The organism is Streptomyces sp. CO7, from assembly GCF_053474865.1.
Genome location: NZ_JBRIOU010000003.1, coordinates 30,351 through 32,405, shown reverse-complemented (window position 1 = coordinate 32,405; position 2,055 = coordinate 30,351). Strand labels below are relative to the sequence as shown.

The following is a 2,055-nucleotide window of genomic DNA, read 5'->3' as shown; positions in this document are numbered from 1 at the left end:
GGACTGTCCGTCCTCCGCGACCGCCCCGCTGAGAGCGTTCCCTCCGTGCGGGGTGCGGTACACGCGGCGAAGGTCACACGCGGGGTCGCACACGGGCACGAAGGGGGGTCACACGGCTCACGCCCCGGAGGTGACCTCCGTCTTGCCGCCGGAACCGCCCTCGGCCGCGGCCAGCCTGCGGTTGCGGCGGACCGAGGACCAGAACGAGCTCGCGATCAGGACGACGCCGATCAGGCCGGTGATGATCTCGTGGATCTGGTACTGGATGGTGACCAGCAGGATGACCGCCAGGGCGCCGATCGCGTAGTGCGCGCCGTGCTCCAGGTAGACGTAGTCGTCCAGGGTGCCCTGGCGGACCAGGTACACGGTGAGGGAACGGACGTACATGGCGCCGATGCCCAGACCCAGCGCCATCAGGATGATGTCGTTGGTGATGGCGAAGGCGCCGATGACGCCGTCGAAGGAGAACGACGCGTCCAGGACCTCGAGGTAGAGGAACATGAAGAACGCGGCCTTGCCGACCAGCTGGACCGCGGAGCGGGACTTGCCCTCGGCGGCGGCCTTCTCCTCCGCCTCGTGCTCGCGCTCCTCCTCCTCCTCGAGCTTGTCCTCGAAGAAGCCGGAGAGACCGCCGACCACCAGGTAGGTGATCAGACCGGCGATGCCGGCCAGCATCACGGTGCCGGACTTGTCCGCGTGACCGGTGTGCGTGTGGGCGTGGGTGGCGAAGGTCATCGCCGAGACCAGCAGGAGGATCAGCGCGATGCAGACCGACAGCATGTCGATCTTGCCGAGCTTGGCGAGCGGGCGCTCCAGCCAGGCCAGCCACTTGATGTCCCGGTCCTCGAAGATGAAGTCGAGGAAGATCATCAGCAGGAACATACCGCCGAACGCGGCGATCGCCGGGTGGGCGTCCGTCACGTACTGCTCGTAGAGGTCCTTGTTGTTCAACGCCAGGTCGACGGCCTCGATGGGGCCGAGCTTGGCGCTGATGGCGACGATGACGACGGGGAAGACCAGCCGCATGCCGAAGACGGCGATCAGGATGCCGATGGTCAGGAAGATGCGCTGCCAGAACGGGCTCATCTTCTTGAGGATTCCGGCGTTGACCACCGCGTTGTCGAAGGACAACGAGATCTCGAGGATGGACAGGATGGCAACGACGCCGAAGGCCGTCCATCCCCCGTAGATGACCGCTACGACCAGGCCGAGCGCGGTGACCGCGAACGACCAGCCGAAGGTTTTGAGTACCACTGGCTACCCCATCATGTGGCGGGGGACCGCCCCGCACCCGGCTTTACTCTTCGTTGACCCGAAGTCTAGGGTCGTGTCGCGTTCCTGTGACGCCCGGGGCTCAGGAGACGGCGACCCCGTGGTCGAGCGCGATGCCGCGCAGACCCGACGCGTACCCCTGGCCGACCGCGCGGAACTTCCACTCGCCCCGGTACCGGTACAGCTCGCCGAAGATCATCGCCGTCTCGGTGGAGGCGTCCTCGGAGAGGTCGTAGCGGGCCAGCTCCTGGCCGTCGGCCTCGTTGACCACCCGGATGAAGGCGTTGGAGACCTGGCCGAAGCTCTGGCCGCGCAGGTCCGCCTCGTGGATGGACACGGGGAAGACGATCCGCTCGCACTGCGCCGGCACCTGGGGCAGGTCCACGACGATCGACTCGTCGTCGCCGTCCCCCTCGCCGGTCAGGTTGTCGCCCGTGTGGGTCACCGAACCGTCCGGGCTGGAGAGCTGGTTGTAGAAGACGAACCACTCGTCCCCGAGGATGCGGCCGCCCGCGCCGCAGACCAGGGCGCTGGCGTCGAGGTCGAAGGGCGCCCCGGTGGTGGAGCGCGCGTCCCAGCCGAGCCCGACCGTCACCTTGGTGAGGTTGGGGGCGGCTTTCGAGAGGGAGACGTTGCCTCCCTTGGCGAGCGTGACGCCCATGAACGGATCCTCCCCTTGTCGTACGGATGACGGCTGCCGAGCGGGCAGCCGGCGAGCGGCCGGGTTCACAGCAGTGCCGCCCCCACGGACCCGCGAGCCGTCACCCGGCCCCCGGACCCGCC

The 2,055-nt window shown here is 68.0% G+C and carries 2 protein-coding genes; both read right to left on the bottom strand.

The features are described 5' to 3' along the window. Positions 1-117 precede the first annotated feature (117 nt). Positions 118-1,254, bottom strand: coding sequence for a DUF475 domain-containing protein (locus ACOV8S_RS09980; RefSeq protein WP_448317440.1), 1,137 nt, complete (start codon positions 1,252-1,254; stop codon positions 118-120). Positions 1,255-1,354: 100 nt separating this feature from the next. Beyond that, positions 1,355-1,933, bottom strand: a complete 579-nt coding sequence (locus ACOV8S_RS09975) for a TerD family protein (protein ID WP_448317439.1) — start codon at positions 1,931-1,933, stop codon at positions 1,355-1,357. Between the last annotated feature and the right edge of the window lie 122 nt (positions 1,934-2,055).

Coding starts and splice junctions, on each gene's coding strand:
- ACOV8S_RS09975 (WP_448317439.1), bottom strand. CDS start 1,933: ATGGGCGTCACGCTCGCCAAGGGAGGCAACGTCTCCCTCTCGAAAGCC.